This window comes from Sodalis sp. RH24 (genome assembly GCF_047324145.1).
Lineage (GTDB): Bacteria > Pseudomonadota > Gammaproteobacteria > Enterobacterales > Enterobacteriaceae > Acerihabitans.
Map to the genome: position 1 here is coordinate 1,345,744 of NZ_CP178729.1, position 20,490 is coordinate 1,366,233.

18 protein-coding genes and 1 pseudogene are annotated in these 20,490 nt (G+C 47.7%); 12 read left to right on the top strand and 7 right to left on the bottom strand.

Annotation, left to right across the window (positions count from 1 at the left end):
- The first annotated feature begins 39 nt into the window (after positions 1–39).
- Positions 40–345: a transcriptional repressor gene (locus ACL2XG_RS06220; RefSeq protein ID WP_413723584.1), complete on the top strand. Its 306-nt coding sequence runs from the start codon at positions 40–42 to the stop codon at positions 343–345.
- A 643-nt stretch (positions 346–988) separates the two neighbouring features.
- On the top strand, positions 989–1,834 hold the full coding sequence (locus ACL2XG_RS06225) for an AraC family transcriptional regulator (protein WP_413722593.1): 846 nt from the start codon (positions 989–991) through the stop codon (positions 1,832–1,834).
- Between the two features lie 34 nt (positions 1,835–1,868).
- Here ACL2XG_RS06225 and ACL2XG_RS06230 read toward each other — a convergent pair whose 3' ends face one another.
- Entirely contained in the window at positions 1,869–3,890 is a 2,022-nt protein-coding gene (locus tag ACL2XG_RS06230) for a TonB-dependent receptor domain-containing protein (protein WP_413722592.1), read from the bottom strand.
- Positions 3,891–4,181: 291 nt separating this feature from the next.
- Between ACL2XG_RS06230 and ACL2XG_RS06235 the strand changes: the two genes are divergently transcribed.
- Together ACL2XG_RS06235 and ACL2XG_RS06240 are read left to right on the top strand one after the other, a co-directional pair.
- On the top strand, positions 4,182–4,814 hold the full coding sequence (locus tag ACL2XG_RS06235; RefSeq protein WP_413722591.1) for a YbhB/YbcL family Raf kinase inhibitor-like protein: 633 nt from the start codon (positions 4,182–4,184) through the stop codon (positions 4,812–4,814).
- Positions 4,815–4,842: 28 nt separating this feature from the next.
- Complete coding sequence (locus tag ACL2XG_RS06240; RefSeq protein WP_413722590.1) at positions 4,843–5,721, top strand: helix-turn-helix transcriptional regulator; 879 nt, start codon at positions 4,843–4,845, stop codon at positions 5,719–5,721.
- Positions 5,722–5,874: 153 nt separating this feature from the next.
- On the opposite strand, the gene ACL2XG_RS06245 is transcribed toward ACL2XG_RS06240, so the two are convergent.
- A complete protein-coding gene (locus ACL2XG_RS06245) occupies positions 5,875–6,759 on the bottom strand; it encodes an SDR family oxidoreductase (RefSeq protein WP_413722589.1) in 885 nt (294 codons plus the stop codon).
- Positions 6,760–6,837: 78 nt separating this feature from the next.
- Between ACL2XG_RS06245 and ACL2XG_RS06250 the strand changes: the two genes are divergently transcribed.
- Both ACL2XG_RS06250 and ACL2XG_RS06255 read left to right on the top strand, forming a co-directional pair.
- Entirely contained in the window at positions 6,838–7,446 is a 609-nt protein-coding gene (locus ACL2XG_RS06250; RefSeq protein ID WP_413722588.1) for a TetR/AcrR family transcriptional regulator, read from the top strand.
- Positions 7,447–7,679: 233 nt separating this feature from the next.
- Positions 7,680–8,567, top strand: a pseudogene (locus ACL2XG_RS06255) (12-oxophytodienoate reductase); the annotation flags it as partial.
- Between the two features lie 179 nt (positions 8,568–8,746).
- On the opposite strand, the gene ACL2XG_RS06260 reads toward ACL2XG_RS06255, so the two are convergent.
- Positions 8,747–10,042, bottom strand: coding sequence for an MFS transporter (locus tag ACL2XG_RS06260; RefSeq protein WP_410015477.1), 1,296 nt, complete (start codon positions 10,040–10,042; stop codon positions 8,747–8,749).
- A gap of 302 nt (positions 10,043–10,344) precedes the next feature.
- On the opposite strand from ACL2XG_RS06260, the gene ACL2XG_RS06265 reads away from it, so the two are divergent.
- Positions 10,345–11,058, top strand: coding sequence for a FadR/GntR family transcriptional regulator (locus ACL2XG_RS06265; protein ID WP_410015478.1), 714 nt, complete (start codon positions 10,345–10,347; stop codon positions 11,056–11,058).
- Between the two features lie 48 nt (positions 11,059–11,106).
- Here the strand turns inward: ACL2XG_RS06265 and ACL2XG_RS06270 are convergent, their stop codons facing one another.
- Positions 11,107–12,360, bottom strand: coding sequence for an enolase C-terminal domain-like protein (locus tag ACL2XG_RS06270; RefSeq protein ID WP_410015479.1), 1,254 nt, complete (start codon positions 12,358–12,360; stop codon positions 11,107–11,109).
- 412 nt (positions 12,361–12,772) lie between these two features.
- Here ACL2XG_RS06270 and ACL2XG_RS06275 point away from each other — a divergent pair, with 412 nt between their 5' ends.
- The 3 genes from ACL2XG_RS06275 to idnD all read left to right on the top strand — a co-directional run bounded on the left by ACL2XG_RS06275 (position 12,773) and on the right by idnD (position 16,062).
- The gene (locus ACL2XG_RS06275; RefSeq protein WP_413722587.1) at positions 12,773–13,540 is read left to right on the top strand and encodes an SDR family oxidoreductase; all 768 of its coding nucleotides are present in this window, start codon (positions 12,773–12,775) and stop codon (positions 13,538–13,540) included.
- A 111-nt stretch (positions 13,541–13,651) separates the two neighbouring features.
- Entirely contained in the window at positions 13,652–15,016 is a 1,365-nt protein-coding gene (locus ACL2XG_RS06280; RefSeq protein ID WP_410015481.1) for an MFS transporter, read from the top strand.
- On the top strand, positions 15,016–16,062 hold the full coding sequence (gene idnD / locus ACL2XG_RS06285; RefSeq protein WP_413722586.1) for an L-idonate 5-dehydrogenase: 1,047 nt from the start codon (positions 15,016–15,018) through the stop codon (positions 16,060–16,062). Before ACL2XG_RS06280 ends, idnD begins: the two co-directional genes overlap by 1 nt.
- 420 nt (positions 16,063–16,482) lie before the next feature.
- Here idnD and ACL2XG_RS06290 read toward each other — a convergent pair whose 3' ends face one another.
- Entirely contained in the window at positions 16,483–16,659 is a 177-nt protein-coding gene (locus ACL2XG_RS06290) for a glycogen synthase (protein ID WP_413722585.1), read from the bottom strand.
- 349 nt (positions 16,660–17,008) lie between these two features.
- Here ACL2XG_RS06290 and ACL2XG_RS06295 point away from each other — a divergent pair, with 349 nt between their 5' ends.
- The gene (locus ACL2XG_RS06295; RefSeq protein ID WP_413722584.1) at positions 17,009–17,653 is read left to right on the top strand and encodes a TetR/AcrR family transcriptional regulator; all 645 of its coding nucleotides are present in this window, start codon (positions 17,009–17,011) and stop codon (positions 17,651–17,653) included.
- A 12-nt stretch (positions 17,654–17,665) separates the two neighbouring features.
- Positions 17,666–18,565: a helix-turn-helix domain-containing protein gene (locus tag ACL2XG_RS06300; RefSeq protein WP_413722583.1), complete on the top strand. Its 900-nt coding sequence runs from the start codon at positions 17,666–17,668 to the stop codon at positions 18,563–18,565.
- Between the two features lie 1,056 nt (positions 18,566–19,621).
- Here ACL2XG_RS06300 and ACL2XG_RS06305 read toward each other — a convergent pair.
- Positions 19,622–19,987, bottom strand: a complete 366-nt coding sequence (locus ACL2XG_RS06305) for a hypothetical protein (RefSeq protein WP_413723585.1) — start codon at positions 19,985–19,987, stop codon at positions 19,622–19,624.
- 20 nt (positions 19,988–20,007) lie between these two features.
- Complete coding sequence (locus tag ACL2XG_RS06310) at positions 20,008–20,469, bottom strand: universal stress protein (protein ID WP_413723586.1); 462 nt, start codon at positions 20,467–20,469, stop codon at positions 20,008–20,010.
- Positions 20,470–20,490: the final 21 nt, after the last annotated feature.

The following is a 20,490-nucleotide window of genomic DNA, read 5'->3' on the forward strand; positions in this document are numbered from 1 at the left end:
TTAATTTGAAAAAGCATGCTCAGTATGAGAAATAATTTAATGAAGAAAATATTACGATACACCATCCCCAGAGCATATGTATTAGACGTTATGCAAAAGCATCAGGATGCTTTTCTGGAGGTAAGGGATATCTATATTAATATGTACGATGAAAAAAAGATTAGTCTAAGCGTGGTTTATCGCGCATCCCGAGAATTGTATGAAGCCGGTCTATTGGAGAGACAACTGAATGAGAGAAGTGGACGAATCTCATACCGACATAAATCATCATATAGTTCACAAAAATTACATAACAGTGCAAATCATCAACTATTGACTACGCCAAGTCAATTAAATTCAGCTTAACCGCTGATTTTTAAAACCGACACAATAACACTCTTTGATGGACCCCATCATTCAGGCAATTGCACAATGCAGTGCTTTCGAAAAACAACATTTAACAACACGTAAAGAATGACATTAATAAAAATAAAACATGATTAACATAAGCGAAATAAATCACATCTAAAAAAGCAAGAATACCTCTCATATAATCACCTTTATAAAAGCAGTACCTAATTGTATTCTTTTATTGTATCAACACACCCATTAATATATTAATTCTCCAAAATACCGATAATTCCGCCATCCGTGTGTAAGCCTCAATGACCGCCTGGGGATAAAATCAATTAATTGTCTAATTGACCATCTGAATAAAATGAAGTTGAATATTAAATGGTAGACATAAATGAATCCACTATTAAGATTTATCAACTCGATTAGTTGCTTTTGAACCATCAGATTTTAATGAATAAAATTGTTAATTAGTAGAACACAATGGTGAAGATGATAATAATTTAAATAAAGCATATTTTAGCAAAAACCTTAAAAAAATCACAACAATTTAGTTATTATAATTGGAGATTTTTACGCTCACCTAGCTTAAAACTTTCCACTTCATATGGTTAATGTTATAATCTTAGTTATTCGACCAAGAGGTTTGAATTCTATGACAACTGATCGCTCATTTAATACAGTAAACCATTACGAAATTTCTGAAGTGAGAAATCCCTTTTTACCAGTTTTATCCATTAAATCAGATAATTTTACAGATTGCTGGGAACTCAAGCCACATCAGCATCCTGAAGCTCAACTAATATTTTCGCCAAAAGGAATTATAATATGTGAAGTAAAAAAATCAATCTACCTAATACCACCGCAATGTGCTATATGGATACCAACTAATACAGTTCACTCTACAAGAGGAGCCGGCAATACTAGCTGTTACTGCTTATTCATTGACACTACTAAAATAAAGGGGCTTCCTGAAGAATGTGCAACTCTTTCTGTACATCCTCTTTTGCGTGAATTGATTTTTTTTGCCTCAAATTTTAACGGCAAATCTACATTATCAGAATCCGAAAAAAAAATAATAGATGTATTAGTCGATCAGTTAAAAGCTACGACTAAACTCGAAGTTAGTCTTCCAATGCCTTCAGAATCGCGCTTATATTCAGTAACCAATGAGCTTATTAAAAGTCCGAATAATTCACTTAAACTTCATGAATGGGCGCTAAGAGTCAATATGAGTGAAAGAAGCTTCACCAGGTTAGTGCAACATGAGCTGGGCATGAGCTTTGGCAGATGGAAGCAGCAACTTCATATAGTTATAGCACTTCAGCGAATTTCCGAGGGGGATAGTATTACCGCTATTGCACTTGACCTGGGTTATGAAAATGCAAGCAGTTTTGTTACCATGTTCAAAAAAATATTAGGTAAACCACCGCTGAGTTATTTTAATGATTTAAAAAATTCATCTTCAAAACTTATCGATTTGCATGAAATTAAAAAATAGAAAGGGGGTGCCGTCCTCCCCCCGTTTTTATTACCTAAAAAGAATAATTCACAGCAAGCCAGTATCGTCTGCCATCTTCAACATAACCATAATCATCATAACGAATTTTTTTGTCGAGAATATTTGAAACACCAGCCTTAATATCTACATTTTTGGCGACTGCATAATCCGCTCCGATATCTAACATGGCAAATGAAGGTGCCTGGATAGGTAATATAGTCGCTTGTGCACCACCTACATTATCACTATCCTTTCCGCGAATATTTATTGCCAGCCAGGTTTTCAACCTCTCACTATATTGATAATTAACAGTACTATTGAATTGATGTTTAGGCAGTTTATTAAGTGGCTTCCCTTTATTTTCACCAGACTGCTGTTTTGAATAGGTATATGTATAGTTATTCGCAATGCTTACTTTTTCAGTAACAGGAAAAGCAAGTGAGGCTTCAACACCCCGAGTTACTGCTTTACCAATATTTGTATAGATAAGTGGGTAAGCACCATAAACATTAGGTACTGACAGACATTGGTTTTCTGGGCAAGATACTGTATCTATCTTGTCCTTGAACTGGTTATTAAATAATGTAATACCTCCTGTTAATCCTTCATCGTTGTCATAAAGGAGTCCCATTTCTTGGGTTATTGACTTTTCCGGTTTCAGATCAGGATTTCCGTAAACGTTGCCAACATAAGATACGGTACCAAACGATGTTGAAGTTTCTGTAATAGCCGGTGCTTTGAAACCACTACTGACGCCCCCTTTAATCGTCCAGTTTGTGGCAACATTCCAGACACCATAAATTCTCGGGCTCCAGTGACTCCCAAACTGATCATCATCATCAAAACGTACACCTGAAGTTAAAGTGAAATCTTCAGTAGCCAGCCATGCGTCTTCCAGGAACAAGGACTTTTCGGTACGTTTTAGATCTGTCTCACTGGATAGCTGATTTGATGTTCCATCATGTAACTTTTTAATACTAAGTTCTCCACCAAAGGTCAGGATATGGCTGCCTATATTTGAAGAAAGTGAGGATCGCATGTTTAAATTCTTTAGCCAAACATCCTCAGAACCTATCGTATAATCTTCGCTTTGGATATACGATTCTGTTTTTCCAATGGGCAAATAGCCAATATGATTTACAGAAAAACGGTTAACCTCAGTCTTTTTCCTGTAATCTGTCGGCACGCCAGTGACATAATTATATGCTGGGCTAATAGACTTCCCTACGGTCTGAGTTATATCCTGTTGTGTATGATTAGCTGTAAAAGTAATTTCTTGTTTATCCGAAGGGGTTAGTGTTATCTTGCCTGTTATGTTATCTCTTTTGCTACCTCGATAACCATTATAGATATCGTCTTCGTCACGCTTAGAATAATTTCCATAAGCCTGCATTGAAAGGATATTGTCAATCAATGGACCGGTTAAAAAGAAATTATTCTGAAATATATTACCCGAATCACTATGCTCCTGCATTGTAAAATCGGCGCCAATACTTCCTTGCCATTTATTTGAATTTTTACGTGTTATTATATTAATTACACCACCCATTGCATCTGATCCATATAAAGCGGACATCGGCCCTCGTATAACCTCAATATGATCTATTGCAGAAGCAGGAGGCATCCAGGCATTCATCTGACCATAGCCATCAAATAAACGGCTCGTATCCCTGGAGTCAATTCTCATACCATCGACCATATATAAGGTATAATCAGATCCCATGCCACGAATATTTATCTCCTTGTGATCCCCGCCAATCGTGGTAGTGATACCCGGAACCCCTTGGAGCAAATCTGCGATATCACGATAAGGTTTTTTTTGGATTTCTTCACTTGATATCGAAGTGACAGACGCAGGTGCCTGGCTTGTAGATTTATCCATTCCATTGGCGCTTGCGCTTACAACCATCGTTTCGTCTTTATTATTGTTATTAAGTTTATTTTCACTACCTTCATCAATCGGTGTTGCATGTGCCTGGGAAAAACAAGTAAGAAAATAAAAAACACTTAATTTCAATCGAAATGGGGCTGTTACTCGCGCTTTATTGAGATACATTTTACACGCCTTTATATGATAATGATACTCATTATTATTCAAGAGAAGGTAATATAATTAAATAAATTACAAAGCACATTGCTAAATTCGGTCATTTTATTCTTCTTTTCGGCCATTCTTCGGCTTCACCAAAACAAAAGCAGCCATCATTCACGTGATACGTTTTTTGTTTTAAACTAAGCATGTCCAGCCAAAATGATAGCTTCAGGAAGAAATTTGACTGGATGAGGCACTGGTAAGGTTTGTGAAAGTCGTATAATCGATTTTTCCATTTATAGACAAGGCAACAGCATGAAATTATATAGCCATAATTTTAAAGATGGCGGTGCCATCCCCGGCAAGAATAGTTTTGCCGTTTACGATCCTGAAAATAATATCCGTTTATCTGATAACCTTAACCCACACCTCCGCTGGGAAGATGTTCCCGCGGGTACGCAGTCGCTGGTGCTCCTTTGCCACGATCCCGATGTTCCTACCAGTGCTGAAAATGTAAATCAGCCAGGTAAGAGTGTCCCGGCATCGTTGCCCCGCGCCGATTTTTTTCACTGGTTACTGTTAAATATCCCGGCGGGTCAGAGCGAAATCGTTGAGGGGTCACAATCCCATGGCATTTCCGCTGGAGGCAAACAGGGTCCCTCTGCGCCAGATGGACTGACCCATGGCATAAATGATTATACCGGGTGGTTTGCCAATGATGAGTCGATGGCAGGCACCTACTATGGCTATGATGGTCCTTGTCCGCCGTGGAATGATGAAATAATCCATCATTATGTATTCACATTATATGCGCTCCCGACCCCGACATTGAACGTAGCAGGAGAGCTTACTGGTGCTAACATCCGTCGCACGCTGGAAAACAGCGACGTTTTGGCCAAAGCTACGCTGACTGGAGTCTACAGTCTTAACCCGGACGTGAAAGTGTAACGCTCAGCGTCTAAGCAGCAGGTAAACCATGACCAGAGAAAATAGGTTATTCGCATCAGATGAGAAATACGCCTTGAGCAGTGAACAATTTTCCTGGTCTGGTTTTTATGGCAGCAGCACCAGCCGTAATAATCTGGTTTCGGTGGCTTATCCGCAACTCAGGGTGGAGCAGAGTACCCCCTCTTTTTTCTTCTTTGAACCGACGGTGCTGATCGTATTAGCGGGAAGAATTGAGTTCCTGGCTTCGGGGGAAAACCATACATTAGCTGATAAGGCCGCCGTAGGTTTTATAGATCAGGGCGTGATTGCCGATTATACCAAATATCCCCCGAGTAATGACTCCCCGTTCCGGTCAATATTTCTCACTTTCAGTGCAGATGTGTTGGAATATTTTTATCAGTTTTTTCAGGGCGACATTTCCAGTGCCAAAAAGAAACCTCAGTTCACCACGGTTGATCTTAATAGCGCTCTACACGAATCATTGCGAACGTTACTGAAAAACCTGGATCAGCCGAGTCTTAGCGATGCAAGGATTCGGTTAAGAATTTTTGACTTACTGTTAGTCCTTGCCGAGCAAAATATTCATTTTACCCTTCCACAACGACAGGGCGTCTTCCCACGTTTAAGCCATCTGCTACGCGCCTCACCAGAAATCGGCTGGACTGCCCGCTCCGCCGGTGAAGCATTGGCTATGAGCGAATCAACCCTGCGAAGGCGGTTGCGCGAAGAGGGTATCCGCTTTGAGAAGCTTCTCGTGGATATACGCATGCACCACGGCTTATTGCTGATACAAACCACCAACTGGAACATGACGCAGGTGGCAGATGCCTGCGGCTACAAATCGGTTTCACGCTTCGCTGAAAGATTTACACAGCGTTTTGGCCTGTCTCCATCGCGGTTACGTTAGTACTTTCATTAGGGCCATGCGTTTTATAGGTAATAAGCACCAGATAAATTATCTTATTCATTGCGAATGTTATGAATAATTTGATTAACGTTCATTTTCATCAATATTGGATGAGGAGATCTCTTTAACGTAGTGCCTGATGACACCCCGGATCTACCGATTGAAAAACGCAATATTTTCCTGCAGCCAATCTGACAATGAGCGCGGGGGCAATCCAGTTAATTCTTCAACAGTCAAAGTGCGCTCAATCAGCACTGAATGGTTGAAAATCCGGTCAAGTCCAATAAGCAGTTCAGTGACAAACGGTGAAAGACCGTCAGCAAGTAATGCAGCGCGCTGTTCATTGGGTGAGCGGTCAATATAGGTGACCGTACGACCTAAAAGATCGGATAATTTCTCAGCAATCTCAGGCATTGTCCAGTTACGCGGACCCGTTAGGTGATAAGCACGTTGGGAGTTATCTGCTACTTTTTCAAGCAGCGCTACACGTGCCACCCCGGCTACATCGCGGGTGTCAATCAGATTGACGCGCCCGTTACTTGCAGCGCCCGCCCAGGTTCCCGCAGCGACCTGGCTTCCAGCACGCTTGAGTATATCCATGAAAGTAGTGGGTCTCAATATGGTTGAGGCCACAGGTTGTCGGGCCAGATGAGCCTCTATCACTGCATGCCATGCAAAAGGATTTATGGGCGTTGCTGGCCCCATCACCGAAAGTTTAACAATATGTCGCACGCCTGTTTTTACAGCAGCATCAATCAGTGCTATCTCATTAGCCACCTGTTGAGATGATGTCCCATGAGCGATGAAAAGCTTATCGGCACCTGCTAGCCCCCTTTCGAGCGTTGAGGGTTTATCAAAATTGACAACAACAGATGATACCCTGTCGGAAATATTTTCAGGTGTCTTCTGACGCGTGAGTGCAATGATCGCTACGGGATCTGATGCGAGCATATTGATTAAGTGTGAGCCGACCCGACCCGTGGCACCCGCGACAGCGATGCGAAGTTCAGGAACTTGAGTATTCGATTGATTAAGCATGGTGAACCCTTATTATATGATGGAACGATCAGTCCAGCAATCTTGGTACGATCATTCCAGATTGTCAACGGGGGATTTATGAGCGGTAAACCGCAATACGATGAAAGTGCCGTGTTGAATGCGGCGATCGGCGTTTTCTGGAGTCATGGTTATGCAAACGCCTCCATCAGCGACCTTACTGAAGCAACAGGTCTGTCCCGCTCCAGCCTTTATCAGCGATTTAAGGATAAGGACGGGCTCTTCAATGAGTGCCTCAGGCTGTATACGGACCGCGTCCTGTCTCGCATGAATTCAATTCAACTTGCGTCCCCAAGAGCAAGGGTTGAAGCATTGCTGCGTGAATTCCTTCCGGATAACGCTGGACTGGATAACCTCAGAGGTTGCCTGCTGTCTCGCAGCCTCAGTGAGCAAGCCGATCTTACCGCCGCAGGGAAAATGACGATGAACGTGGGGATTCGCCAACAGCGACAGATATTGTTAAACATTCTGGCGAAGGGGCAACAAACGGGAGAAATCGCGCAGGATATCAATCTGGAACTGCTGGCCTGGTATTACTTTGGCATTCTGCAGTCGGTGGTAAATCTGCCTTCAGCAGGCGCAAGCCGACAGACACTTTCACAGCTCATTGATATTTCAATGTCGGCCTGGCCAAAAAAACGAGATTACCCTCCGGATTCTGATGGATAACCTGAATGTGTATCATTAATAATATCAGGACTCGCGCTTAGCGGAGTTTAAGATCAGAAAGGGGTAGCGCGTCAACAGGCAACGTTTTGCTTAAACAACACATCGGGTTGTCCACCTTTTCTCATTTCATTCCAGCAACCTGATTAAATTGCCGCCTGGCTGCTTCGACTTCAGGCACCTTATTAAGCGTCCATTGGCGTAGTCCACGAAGCGGCATCCCTTTTTCCCTTTTTCCCTTTTTCCATGGTGAAGCGGCACTTTGGCTGGAAAAACGTTATTGATGCTGTGCACAGTGCAGGCGGCCGCATGGCGCCGCAGATCTGGCATACCGGTGCAGTGCGTTATATCAACGGCTGGGAGCCGGCAGCCCCTGTTGAAAGCCCGTCAGGTTTTGATGCGCCCGGAGACCCACGCGGCGTTGCAATGAGTGAAGAAGATATTGCGGATACCGTTTCGGCGTTCGTAAAGGCAGCGGCGGATGCCAAACGTCTGGGCTTCGACACGGCCGAAATCCATGGCGCTCATGGATTTTTAATCGACCCGTTCTTCTGGGCCGGTACTGATCTGCGTACGGACCGCTACGGTGGCCCAACAATCAAAGAACGTTCGCGCTTTGCCAGTGAGATTATCTCTGCCGTTCGTCACGCAGTCGGTCCTGATTTTCCGATTATCATGCGTGTCAGCCAATGGAAGCAGCAGGACTTCGGGGTACGAATTGCCGAAACCCCGGCGGTGATGGAAGAATGGTTATTACCGCTGGTTGAGGCTGGCGTCGATATCCTACACTGTTCGCAACGTCGATTCTGGGAGCCGGAATTCCCTGAAATTGATGGCGGAAACGGCCTGAACTGTGCGGGTTAGGCGAAAAAGTGACCGGCGCCGCGACGATTAGCGTAGGTTCTGTTGGTCTGGATAACGATGTGACTAATGCTTTCGCCGGAAAGGGATCGGCTTCTGCGAGCCTTGAGCGCCTTATTGAGCGCATGGAGCGTGAAGAGTGTGATCTCATCGCCGTGGGCCGTGCCCTGCTAAGCGATCCGGATTGGGTAACGAAAGTGGAAGATGGCAATTACACAGCATTGAGCGGATTTACTCCGGCATCCCTGGCTGAATGGGTTTAAGACTGCACGACAGGTGTTTCAAGTCTATTCATAAGGCGGCCCTGTAAATCGGGACCGTCTGGCAGGACTGACCCCGCCCAGATGGCCGTGCCGGCGGGTACGGTTGTAGAACACTTACACATAATCGAAGGTAATGGACGCAAAAACCAGGCCGTTAAAGTAACCGGCCTGTATAGGGATTAGGGTAGCGCCACCGCCTTCGACGCCGCCTGCGCAGAGGATTTATTACTGAAACCGGTCAAAGCGGTCAAGATGACGGCGATCACCAGTGAACCGCCCATAAAAACATAAGACGCCTGCGGCCCCTGGAAAACGCCATTCAGGTAGCCGACAATCCACGCCCCGACAAACGAGCCCAGCGCGCCGAAGCTGACGATAAACGCCATCGCCCCCGCCATGACATTGCGCGGCAACAACTCCGGCACCGCGGCAAAAAAAGGCCCATAAGGGGTGTACATCGCTCCGCCGGCGATCACCAGCAGCACGTAGGACAACCAAAAATGGTCGGCGCCCAGGGTAAAGGATCCGCAAAAACATACCGCCCCCAGTCCCAGGAACAACAGCACCACCAGCTTACGCTGCTGGAATTTATCGGAGAAATAGGAGGCGGTCAGCATCAGCGGCACCGCCAGCAGGTAAGGCGCGGCGGATAGCCAACCGGTGGCCACGATGCCCAACCCCGAGGCGGTCTTCAGGATCGAAGGCAGCCACATAATGAAACCGTACATGCCGATATTCCAGAAGAAATGGATAAACGACAACGCCAGCACCTTCTTCGAGCGGAACGCCTCGGCGTAATTTTTCACGGGTTTCATTTCCACCTGCTCGGCCGCCAGCGCAGCCTCAAGATCCTGCTTCTCTTGGTCTGTCAGCCATTTGGCGTCTTTCGGCCGGTCAACAAAGATAACCCACCAGATAACCGCCCAGACGATCGCCGGCACGCCTTCGATGATAAACATGCCGCGCCAGCCGAAGGAATTCACCAGATAACCTGACACAATCGACATCCACAACACCGTGATCGGGTTGCCTAGGAACAGGAACGTATTGGCTTTGGAACGCTCGCGCTTGGTAAACCAGTGGCTGAGGAACACCAGCATCGCCGGCATCACCACGCTTTCGGCCACGCCCAGCAGGAAACGGATCACGGCCAGCGCCGCCACGCTATGCACTATGCCGGTTGCAGTCGCCAGGATCCCCCACAATATCAGGCTCCAGAAAATCAGTTTTTTGGCGCTGCGCCGTTCCGAATAGATGCCGCCCGGCACCTGGAAGAAAAAATAACCCAGGAAAAACAACGCGCCCAGCAACGACGATATGCCTGGAGTGATATTCAGATCGTGCGCCAGTCCTGAGGCGGCGCCAAAACCGTAGTTGGCGCGATCGAGATAGGCCAGGCTGTAGGTTATAAAAGCCAGCGGGATCAGTTTACGCCAGCGTATCGGCGCTAGGTTCTGTGGCAAAAGTTGACTCATGTCGATATTCCAAGGGGGTTAATTATTACCGGTCAGTACCTGAAGCCGGAGTGTTTATCTTTCTTCATTGCCAAACACTACCTGTCACACAACATCTTGTATGACATCATTCATGTTTAAAAATGCGGCATTCTCCATCGCCGATCAATGACCAATCCGCCAAAATGAAGTGACGATCACATATTTTATTTTCAGCGGCTGGTTTCATCCTGACAGCATGAAAATGCGCTTTTTGGCTTCACAGCCCCCGCTGGGCGTGCTATACACAGGCATGTTGTAGGACAACGTATGCGACGGACACCATGAGCATTCAATCAATACAGAAACACAACGTGGTTAACGCGGTTTATGATCAGATCAAGGAAAAGCTGCTGGACGGAAGTTGGCCCCCGGGCAGCAAGCTACCTTCCGAGGCCGAACTGACCGCCTCGTTCAACGTCAGCCGCGTCAGCATCCGCAGCGCGGTACAGCGCCTGCGCGATCTGGGTATTGTCATCACTCACCAGGGCAAAGGCAGCTTTGTCACCAAGGACCTTAACCAGCAAAGTCTGTTAAACGAACACCAACCCATCATGCACCTGAGCCGCGAAGAGTTTCACGATATGATGGTGTTCCGCCAAACGGTGGAGTTCAAATGCATGGAGCTGGCGGTATGCAACGCCACGCCCGACGACATCACCGCCCTGGAACAGGCGTTGAACCGCATGCTGGTGAACAAGGACGACTACAAAAAGTATTCACAGGCCGACTTTGATTTCCATCTGGCGATCGCCAAGGCATCGCAGAACAAAGTGTTTTACAACGTCATGAATTCCATCAAAGACATCTACTACTACTATCTGGAAGAGCTGAACCGCGCACTCGGCATCTCGCTGGAAAGCGTCGAGGCCCATATCAAGGTGTTCATGGCGATCAAGAACCGAGACTCCTCCACCGCGGTGGCGGTGCTCAATGAAGCGATGTCGGAAAACGTGGCGGCGATTGAGAAACTGAAACAGTCGGCGCCGGACGCATAAGCGCCCGGCCGCTATAAGAGGATGCCATCCTCCTATGCCGCGCGTTCCCTATGGCCGCGACGCAGTCCCATCAGGAGTACGCGCCAGGGTCCAGGACGGGATACCACCGATACAGGGGTATTGCGCCGCTTTTTCCTCATTGATATCAATGCCCAGCCCCGGGCGGTCGCTCAGGTACGCATAACCCAGCTCGATTTCCGGGCAGCCGGGGAACACCTCTCGCAGCGCGTCGTTGACCGGCGTGTATTCCTGGATGCCGAAGTTGGTCACGCTCATATCCAGGTGCAGGTTGGCGCAAACGCCCACTGGCGAAATGTCACCCGGGCCATGCCAGGCGGTGCGCACGCCGTGGATTTCGCTCAGCGTCGCCAGCTTTTTCGCCGGGGTGATGCCACCGATGGTGCTGACATGGCAACGGATATAATCGATCAGGTTGTGAGTAATCAGCGGTCTCCAGTCATTGACGCTGGTAAACAATTCGCCCATCGAAATCGGCGTGGACGATTGTTGGCGCAGCATCTTCAGCCAATCGATATTTTCCGGCGCCACGGGGTCCTCAAGATAAAACATCTGGTACTGTTCCAGATTCTTGGCCAGCTGGATGGCGGCCATCGGCGTCACGCGCTCGTGCACATCATGGATAAATTCGATGCCGAAGCCGAGTGTATTGCGCAGATGGTCGAACAGGCGCGGCACGCTTTTCACGTAGGCATCCGGATCGAAATAAATCCCCGGCGTGCTGGCGCGCGGCGAGCGTTTCGGCTGAATATTCTTTGCCCGGGCCAGCCGGGTGGCGATAAGCTTCAGGTCGTCGGTACCCGCGCCGCCATACATGCCCATCTGGCAGCGGACGTACTGATAGCCCTCTTCCATGCGTGCGCGGACATTGTCCTCCACTTCAAATTCGTCGCTGCCGTCGGTATGCACGTACAGCGGAATGCCATCGCGGCATTTGCCGCCCAGCAGCTCATACACCGGCATGCCGGCCAGCTTGCCTTTGATATCCCATAACGCCATGTCCACGCCGGACAGCGCGTTATTCATGATGGGGCCGCTGCGCCAGTAACCGCTTACGCAGGCCGATTGCCAGATATCCTCGATGCGCGCCGGGTCCTTGCCAATCAGGAACGGCGCCATGTAGCCGTCGATGGCGCTTTTCACCGCCTGGATACGCTGGGTAAAGGTGGCGCAGCCCAGGCCATATAATCCCGGCTGATTGGTTTCTACCTTCACCACCGCCAGATCGATGCCGCCCGGGGCGGTCAGAATGGTTTTCACCGCGGTGATTTTCAAATTACTCACAGTCACTCCTTAAATTTAATGTTTGCCCGTTAACATCCGTGTTCATTTCACGGCGGCGTGTTCCCTCGCCTTAACCGCCCGGACACCCAACCGGCTAGTGTTATCAGATCTAGCATCTCATATGTTGTCCTACAAGTAATTTTTGTTATACCCGTAAAAATGAGCGACGCAAAGCCTGGGAATTCAATAATGTGTACCCGATCATAAAAATAATAATGCTGGTTTATATAGTTGTTTTAAAACATATTTATAAGAATAAAAAACATTAAGAGAGATTATTTTGTGATCTTCATTGCAAAAAATATCTATGAGCATTGCTTTAAGAAATTCATTACTTCACTTTAAATATGAATGATGTCATACAAGTTAACGAGCGATCTTTATCGCCAGGACCCCATAATGAGGAATTGCTATGTCTGCACTGTTTGATTTAACCGGGAAAACGGCACTGGTGACCGGTTCGGCACGAGGTTTGGGATATTGTTACGCCGAAGGGCTGGCCGCCGCTGGCGCCAGCGTAGTCCTGAACGATATCCGCGCGGAGCTGCTGGATGAATCGGTACAAAAACTCCGTGCTAAAGGTTATCAGGCGCAGGGCGTCGCCTTCGACGTCACCAATGAGGATGCGGTGGAAAGCGCGTTCGCCGCCCTGGAACAACAGGGGCTGCCGGTGAATATCCTGATTAACAATGCCGGCATCCAGTACCGCAAACCCATGGTGGAGCTGGAGCTGGAACAGTGGCAACGCGTCATCGACACTAACCTGACCAGCGCTTTTATCGTTTCGCGCGCGGCCGCGAAACGGATGATTGCCCGCGGCAACGGCGGCAAGATCATCAATATCGGATCGCTGACCAGCCAGGCCGCCCGCCCCACCGTGGCGCCCTATACCGCGGCCAAAGGCGGTATCAAGATGCTGACCTGCTCAATGGCCGCCGAATGGGCGGAATTCAACATTCAGACCAACGCCATCGGCCCCGGTTATATCCTTACCGATATGAACACCGCGCTTATCGACAATAAACAGTTCGACGCCTGGGTCAAAGCCAGCAACCCGTCAAAGCGCTGGGGCAAGCCGCAAGAACTGATCGGCACCGCGGTGTTCCTTTCCTCCACCGCGTCCGACTACATCAACGGCCAGATTATCTACGTCGACGGCGGCTGGCTGGCCGTGCTGTAACCCGCCCAGCCTGATCTGAATATACCTACGCCCACAGCATCGCCGCTGTGGGCTATATCCCTGTATCCGTCTGCTTATAAAAAAATGGTACCTTTTGACCAGGAAAATAAAATGAAAGCAACCAAGTCGCGATTCTTTATTTTGTCGCTGTTATTTATCGTAACGGCAATTAATTATATGGACCGGGCCAACCTGTCCGTCGCCGGCAGTAAAATCCAGGCCGATTTCGATTTAAGTCCCACCCAGCTTGGGCTGCTGTTCTCCATGTTCACCTGGTTCTACGCCGCCAGCCAGATCCCGGTAGGTTATGTGCTGGACCGCATCGGCTCACGCGTCCTGTACGGCAGCGCCATCATCCTGTGGAGCGTGTTTACCTTCCTGATGGGGTTTGCCTCGCATCACCTGTTTGCCACCGCTACCGCGTCATTCCTGATGTTACTGGGCTGCCGGGCCTTGATCGGCATAGCCGAAGCGCCCTCTTTCCCGTCCAATACCAAGATAATCGCCACCTGGTTTCCCGATCATGAACGGGCGCGCGCCACCGCCATTTATTCCAGCGCGCAATACATCGGGCTGGCGCTGCTCACTCCGGCACTGTCGTTTATCGTGGCGGAATTCGGCTGGCAAATGTCATTTTACCTGTCCGGCGCCGCCGGCGTCCTGTTCGGCATCTTCTGGCTGATGAAATACCGCGATCCGCAGCATAGCGTCAAGACCAACCGGCAAGAACTGGATTATATCCGCGACGGCGGCGGCTACGGTTCACTAAACCAGGCTAACGTCAGCGAAAAAGTACGCTGGGCCGATATTCGCTTCTTCCTGAAAAAACGCACCATCTGGGGTCTGTTTATTGCCCAGTTCGCCTGTTCCTCCACGCTATATTTCTTCCTGACCTGGTTTATCGTCTATCTGGAAAAGGGGCTGCACCTGTCGATCGCCAAAGCGGGCCTGGGAGCTTCCTTTCCATACCTGATGGCCATGGCCGGCGTGCTGTGCGGCGGCACCCTGAGCGACATGCTGCTGAAAAAAGGCGCATCGCGTACGCTGGCCCGCAAACTGCCCGTGATGTCCGGGCTGTGCCTGACCATGGTGATTTGCCTGGTCAACTATTTTGAAGACCAGCCCCTCATGGCCATTGCCATCCTGTCCATCGCCTTTTTCGCCAACGCCTTCTCCAATCTGGGTTGGGTGGTATGGAGCGACGTTATCCCGCGCAACTTTCTCGGCACCATGGGCGGCTGCCTGAATATCTGCGGCAACCTGTCCGGCATCATCAGTCCGATTGTCATCGGCGTGATCCTGCAGCGCACCAATAATTTCCAGTACGCGATGTGGTATATCGCCGCGGTCGCACTGGCCGGCCTGCTGGCCTACACCTTCCTGGTCGGGAAAATCGACGTGATCGTCCCGCCGAAATCAACTGAACCTGTCCGGCCGCAACCCGGCCCAGACGCACTTAAAATCGAGGTCAAATAATGAGCACCCATACAATCAGCTGCAAAGCCTGCTTCGCCTACGGTGAGAAAGATATTCGCGTAGAACAACGTGAGCTGGAATACCAGGATGAGGATGTGCTGGTGAAGGTGGACCGCGGCGGCATTTGCGGGTCCGACATCCATTATTACCAACATGGACGCGCCGGGATGTCGGTACTCAAACATCCCATGGTGGTCGGCCATGAGTTCGTTGGCGTTGTAAGCAAGGCGCCGGTGGACTCTAACCTGCGGGTCGGCCAGCGCGTGGCGGTCAATCCTTCGCAACCCTGCAACCATTGCGTGTTCTGCCTGGAGGGCAAGCAAAACCTGTGCTCCGCCATGCGTTTTATGGGCAGCGCGCAGTTCGATCCGCATGTTAACGGGGGATTCTCCGAATATGTGGTGGCTGCTGTAAAACAGTGTATTCCTTATGATGAGCACGCCGAACCGAAAGTCATCGCCTTTGCCGAACCGCTGGCGGTGGCGATCCACGCCGTTAACGCGGCGGGCACGCTGGTCGGCAAAAAAGTGCTGGTGATCGGCGCCGGGCCGATTGGCTGCCTGATCCTGGCCGCGGCGTTAAGCGCCGGGGCGGCCGAAGCCGTGGCGTGCGATGTCAGCGACCGCTGCCTGACGCTGGCCGCTCAGATGGGCGCCACCGCGACATTTAACCCGATGAATAAAGACAGCGCCGCTTTCTATCAGCGGGACCGGGGCTATTTTGACGTGGTGTTTGAAGCTTCCGGCAGCCCGGCGGCCATCAGCTCCACCGTCGCCCTCACCCGCCCGGCCGGCACCGTGGTGCAGGTGGGCATGGGCGCCAGCAGCGTAGAATACCCGGTGATGCCGATGCTGGTGAAAGAAATACGCTGGGTCGGATCTTTCCGTTTTATAAATGAGTTCGACACCGCGGTGAAATGGCTGCAGGACGGTCGCATCAATCCGCTGCCGCTGCTGAGCGGCGAATATCAGCCGGAAGCCATCGAGAGCGCGTTGATCGCCGCCGCCGATAAAACGACATCGTCAAAGATACAAATTAAATTCTAATATTTCATAAACTTATCTCTGGGAAAAACCAACCTCAGGTTTTCAACATGGGGCTGGTTCGCCGATAAAAAATCAGATTGCATCCACAAATACATACTGTTATAAAAATGGATTTATACAGGAATATGATAATATAGCCTCCCCAAAAATATATTATTTAAGCAAAACAGAACCGCCTTGCAAGGCATTATATCCGCCGATGTAGGTTACCTTAATAATAGAGTCCTGTTTTTTATTAAAACTCTTCCACGACATCATCCAGTGTTGCATGATCCCTGACGGATCCATGAACGATAACAGATAAATTTTTGTAATGAGTTACCTTGCTGGAGGCGAATGTGTTAACCAAAAAATATTTTTGATAACATCTATATTTTTGCTTCACTTATTTTTTCGAAAAAAAACAACGCACATTCAATGTCATAATTCATTTTTGGTAAAAAAATTGCACATCTTTTTACCAGAACTGGGAATTTTCGCCTCAAGGGTAACAAGGTCAATGGACATTTTTTGGCGTTCCATGAAAGCCACCGTGGACGCCATGAAGTCCACATTGGCATAATTATAATGAGGGGTAAACGGATGTAAGTTCGTCATACTGCTCACTCCTGATTGACCCTATTATCATTTATGCAAAAATAGCCTATAAACCATCTGGGTAGATGTGCTTTTAGTGCCCAATATCTGTTCGTTGTGCAATGCCGGCAGGCATTTCAGGATTATTGGCGACAGCACTTCCCATCGGCCGTCAAACATGAACCAACGGCTCGCCAAAAAACACCACTATCCGACCCGGCGAGCAACCTGATGCGCCGATATGCGCCGTCAGCAAGATAATCATTTTTCATATCCCTTAATAATCAACATCCGTTGATTATTGAGAAGAATAAATGATAGAGTCACCTGTCCAGGTCAGACTGAAAAAACAACAGGAATAGAGATAACGATGATAGCCGACACCCCCCGCAGACCAAGGGGCAGACCACGCAAATCGCAAGTACCGACATCGGATCGGATCTTGGAGAGCGCGCTCGATATTTTCTCCAGATTTGGGTTCGAGGGGTCGAGCTTGCGCCAGATTGCTTCAGAGGCCGATGTGGATGTCTCACTTCTCTCTCATAGTTTTGGCTCGAAACTTGGTTTGTGGCAAGCGGTCATTGACCATGTCGCTGAGCGGGTTGTCGCCGTAATACTTGTCATGGAGCAGGAAAAAAATGGCGACCTCTCGGAGGGTGAGTACTTTCGTCATGTCATGGAGCAATTGATCGATCTGATTTGCGACACTCCGCTGATGGCTAAATTTGTTGTCAAGGAAGTCGCCCAGCATGACGCGCGATCTGACTATGTTTACGAGCGATTGATCAAACCTCCTTATGATTTGCTTTTGCCGTTGCTCAAAAAGGCGCGTGAAGCCGGAGACATCGGCGATATCGATCCTGAGCTGTTTTTCTTTGTGTTCACTGGTTCAATCGCGATGACGGTGGCGACCCGAAGCTTCATTATTCGCTTTTCTCCGACCGCCGCTAAGGATGAAACATTCCGACGCGAGCTGAAGCGCACACTATTTGGTCAATTAACAATGATAAGATAAGTGAGAGTAGCCATGTCCAACTCCCAATTAAATATAATCAGCGTATTACTGGACTGGTTAGAAGATAACCTGGATCAGCGATTATTATTGGATGACGTTGCAGCAAAGGCCGGCTTTTCTAAATGGTATTTGCAACGCATGTTTAAGACTATTACTGGCCGTAACCTTGGAGGTTATACCCGGGAGAGGCGGTTATCCCAGGCAGCGGTGGCATTACGCTTAACGCGTCGATCTATATTTGAGATCGGGTATTTTTACCATTTCGACTCACAACAAATTTTCACCCGCGCCTTTAAACGGCAATTCGCCCAAACGCCGGGCTCCTACCGCTGCGCGTCAAACTGGCGGCTGGCGGGACTTTGTCCGCCTATATACCTTGACTTGACCAGGTTTCCCACACCTGATTTCATCGTCATCCCCGCGACCCGCCTGATCGGAGTGACCAAAAGATATCACAGTACCCTGGAACATTTTCAAGACTTTGTTCGCCGCGACTTGAGAACACCACTCTGGCATCAGTATCTGCAACAAGGAACACCTCTTTCACCGCTACTTTACGGACTGAATCGCATGCTACCGAGCGAGACACCAAGGCGTAATGGGGACATGACATTGTATTACACCACAGCCTGGCCCCAGGGGCAGTTGCCTGAACATCTTCCATCTGCGTCTCCGGTGGTTCTCGAAGGCGGTACTTACGCGCGGTTTACTTATGAAGGACCTGCCGGAGGGCTGCAAAATTTTATTATGCTGGTCTATAAGTCATCCATGCCGAGCTTGCGTTTGACGCGGAGTCAGGGTCCTGACATCGAACGTTTCTCATTCAATTCTCCTATTCAGTATTCGACTGATTATAATATAGTTTGCGAATACCTTATTCCAATAGTTGAAAAAGATTCCTATTTATCATGAGCATGTCATTTCCTACAGAATTGTGCATAAACAAATAGTCTCTTGATGACCAAATTGAGCAATTAGTAATATCGCTATACATACCAATTACCAAGGTATTGCTATTTATCTGGGCCGGGGCATTATTCATCACAATTGGCAATACGAGAGGAATAAAGTCATACATTTTATCAATTTTAGTCTTAAGCACATTCATACGCTAACAATTTCTCAAGTACAGCCTTTGTAAAACTGCGCACAGATTGATCATTCACTGTGCTGTTCTGACGGTATAATTTTAAGTGTGAAAGATCCAGCAGTTCAAACTGATTTGAGGTTAATATGTTTTTATATAATTTATTGTATTTATTGATTATTTTATTCCTTCTCGTCGTGGTTTTTACTGTTTTAGGTAAACACTTGAGTACACAAAATAAACATAAACTGAATGATCGTTTTCATAAATATAAACGTAAGCTTTATAATAATAAAAAATAATGTGAAATTTAAATGATGCTTGTGCTTGCTGAGGGCGTTTCCATCACAGTTGGCCCACCTTTTTTTACGCTTGTGGTCTGACAGGAAAACCTGTTCATGTGCGTTCCCGCACCGCTGGATTAACATATCTCCTCTTACATTAGCTAAGAATTGCCTGCCCATGATCGAGGCTGTAGATGTAAAACCTTCTTTTCTTTCCATATCTGCTCAGCTTTCTGTTGCAATTTAGAAAACACAAGCTTTTAAAATATGAAAAATTATAGTTAATCATTTTTGTTAAAATCTCTACACAAAGCAATTTTTGCACACTACCCACTGATTAATGGCGTTAGAATAACTCTTCATAAAAGGATTTCCCCCGTTATTCATGGATAGAATTTTGTACTAATTACCCACCGGAAACGGTGGATTTTTTTACTTTATACTGAAAGAGTTTGGGCTAATATTAATATCTAGACAGTAGACGTAATCTATCCTTATTAAGCCAGTCTAATCGGCGGATGTCTTTGGCGCCCAAGAGGCTAATACGATATTTTTGTTCTCAAATGATATAATCACATCAATAAATCATTATTTATACTAATGTGCGATTAGCAAGGGAACGGTCGTAACATGCAAGAGTGATCTTGCGAGGCCTCTGAAGATAATCACACCCGACTGGCAATGGCTATAAGCCCCTAGAATAATTAAATCAATATCATGCACCGCTGCGTACTGCAAGAGCACGGCGGCGGAGGGACGATCTTGTGATAACAATACATCAACAGCGACCTGAATTCCGTGCCTGCTGATAAAAAGTAAAAAGTCCGTGCCAAGCGAGTCGCCATGATGTGGATATTTTTCCTTTACGACGTCGACAACCGACACAGATTGTGCAGCGCTCAAAAATGGCAGGGAATCCATGATAGCCCGGCGTGACTCACGGCTACCATTCCAGCTGAGCATGATTCGTTTACCGATCTCCCCTATTGACACCGCCATCCATTTGGCACTATAAGGAATGGAACATCTGTAGCAAGTAGTATCGCTTGCGCCGACCAATTTTTTGGCAGTCCGTTGGTTCCAGGGGTACCAACGATGATCAGATCTGTATATAACAAAATTGACCTGAACTGCATGTCATCTGCGCTGTCTTTAATGATGTGAAACTCAGAATCAATCTTTTCACTGTGGGTGGCAGCGTTGAAAACCTCTCTCGCCTTTTTTAATGTCTCCTGCTCTTCCTCGCGCTGAAATCTTGTCAACTCAGTTGATGCATCACTGCCAATATCATAAATTTTAGATGGACTGGTCTCCCAGTAAGTTGGGGCGATATAGAGTCCCGCGAGATGAGCACCATAGCGGCGTGCGATTTTTACTGCGTAATCAAGCCGTGCCTGATTATTTAGTGAAACATCAATAAATACCACGATAACCTTTAGTAGCATATATATTGTCTCTAATCACAT

Excerpts from the sequence above, each read along its gene's own strand:
- ACL2XG_RS06220 (WP_413723584.1), top strand. The coding sequence starts at position 40 with ATGAAGAAAATATTACGATACACCATCCCCAGAGCATATGTATTAGAC.
- ACL2XG_RS06225 (WP_413722593.1), top strand. The coding sequence starts at position 989 with ATGACAACTGATCGCTCATTTAATACAGTAAACCATTACGAAATTTCT.
- ACL2XG_RS06230 (WP_413722592.1), bottom strand. The coding sequence starts at position 3,890 with ATGTATCTCAATAAAGCGCGAGTAACAGCCCCATTTCGATTGAAATTA.
- ACL2XG_RS06235 (WP_413722591.1), top strand. The coding sequence starts at position 4,182 with ATGAAATTATATAGCCATAATTTTAAAGATGGCGGTGCCATCCCCGGC.
- ACL2XG_RS06240 (WP_413722590.1), top strand. The coding sequence starts at position 4,843 with ATGACCAGAGAAAATAGGTTATTCGCATCAGATGAGAAATACGCCTTG.
- ACL2XG_RS06245 (WP_413722589.1), bottom strand. The coding sequence starts at position 6,759 with ATGCTTAATCAATCGAATACTCAAGTTCCTGAACTTCGCATCGCTGTC.
- ACL2XG_RS06250 (WP_413722588.1), top strand. The coding sequence starts at position 6,838 with ATGAGCGGTAAACCGCAATACGATGAAAGTGCCGTGTTGAATGCGGCG.
- ACL2XG_RS06260 (WP_410015477.1), bottom strand. The coding sequence starts at position 10,042 with ATGAGTCAACTTTTGCCACAGAACCTAGCGCCGATACGCTGGCGTAAA.
- ACL2XG_RS06265 (WP_410015478.1), top strand. The coding sequence starts at position 10,345 with ATGAGCATTCAATCAATACAGAAACACAACGTGGTTAACGCGGTTTAT.
- ACL2XG_RS06275 (WP_413722587.1), top strand. The coding sequence starts at position 12,773 with ATGTCTGCACTGTTTGATTTAACCGGGAAAACGGCACTGGTGACCGGT.
- ACL2XG_RS06280 (WP_410015481.1), top strand. The coding sequence starts at position 13,652 with ATGAAAGCAACCAAGTCGCGATTCTTTATTTTGTCGCTGTTATTTATC.
- idnD (WP_413722586.1), top strand. The coding sequence starts at position 15,016 with ATGAGCACCCATACAATCAGCTGCAAAGCCTGCTTCGCCTACGGTGAG.
- ACL2XG_RS06290 (WP_413722585.1), bottom strand. The coding sequence starts at position 16,659 with ATGACGAACTTACATCCGTTTACCCCTCATTATAATTATGCCAATGTG.
- ACL2XG_RS06295 (WP_413722584.1), top strand. The coding sequence starts at position 17,009 with ATGATAGCCGACACCCCCCGCAGACCAAGGGGCAGACCACGCAAATCG.
- ACL2XG_RS06300 (WP_413722583.1), top strand. The coding sequence starts at position 17,666 with ATGTCCAACTCCCAATTAAATATAATCAGCGTATTACTGGACTGGTTA.
- ACL2XG_RS06305 (WP_413723585.1), bottom strand. The coding sequence starts at position 19,987 with ATGCTCAGCTGGAATGGTAGCCGTGAGTCACGCCGGGCTATCATGGAT.
- ACL2XG_RS06310 (WP_413723586.1), bottom strand. The coding sequence starts at position 20,469 with ATGCTACTAAAGGTTATCGTGGTATTTATTGATGTTTCACTAAATAAT.